The 1,094-nt window shown below is 49.5% G+C and carries 1 protein-coding gene; it reads right to left on the reverse strand.

Going from position 1 to position 1,094, the window contains the following annotated elements; translation table 11 throughout:
* Positions 1 to 206: 206 nt before the first annotated feature.
* Positions 207 to 1,094: ribose-phosphate pyrophosphokinase (locus KDK18_RS13370; protein WP_373691176.1), on the reverse strand; the 888-nt coding region annotated here is incomplete at its 5' end.

The following is a 1,094-nucleotide window of genomic DNA, read 5'->3' on the forward strand; positions in this document are numbered from 1 at the left end:
ATATTTATGTCACCACCCAAGTCACTCTCAGCCATGAAAGTTTAACTGAAAACTCCTGTAAAAATTGATAGTACTTGACGAACGACAGAAGGGGGAGTTAAACAAGTGTTTTGTAATATTTCGCCGATCATCCCCCAAAAAGACAAAAAAAGGGGGCTTTATAAGAATACCTAAAAAGCCGCCCATATTGTTGTAAGCACTTGATATTACTGGAACATAGCACTGATGGATTCAGCATTACTGATTCTGCGAACAGACTCGGCCAGCAGAGGGGACATATCCAACTGACGGATTCGACCCAAAGCCTGAGCAGCCGGGCTCAGAGGAATAGTATTAGTCACCACCAGTTCATCCAGCTCGGAGTTAGCCACATTCTCCAGAGCACGACCAGACAAAACAGGGTGCGTACAGTAGGCAATCACCTTGGTTGCGCCTTTGGACTTCAACGCAGAAGCAGCAGCGCAGAGAGTTCCGGCAGTGTCGACCATATCATCGACCAGCACACAGGTACGGCCGTTAACATCACCGATGATGTTCATCACTTCAGATTTATTGGCTTCAGGGCGACGCTTGTCAATGATAGCCAGATCGGTATTCAGTCGTTTGGCCACAGCACGGGCACGAACCACACCACCGTGATCGGGCGAAACCACCATCAGGTTCTCATAACCCTGGCGTTCCATGTCATCCAGCAGGATTGGGGAACCGTAGACGTTATCCACGGGAATGTCGAAGAAACCCTGAATCTGATCTGCGTGCAGATCTACGGTCAGAACACGATCCACCCCCACACTGGCAATCATATCTGCTACGACTTTGGCACTGATAGGTACACGAGAAGAGCGCGGACGACGATCCTGACGAGCATAACCAAAGTAAGGCAGTACCGCTGTGATACGAACCGCAGAGGAACGGCGCATAGCATCTGCCATGACCAGCAGCTCCATCAGGTTATCATTGGTAGGTGCACAGGTGGACTGGATGATAAAAACATCACGACCACGAACGTTTTCCTGAATTTCCACTGCAATTTCGCCGTCACTGAAACGGCCAACATAGGCCTTGCCCAGGGGGATATGCAGGTGATTGACAAC

The organism is Endozoicomonas sp. SESOKO3, assembly GCF_024606255.1.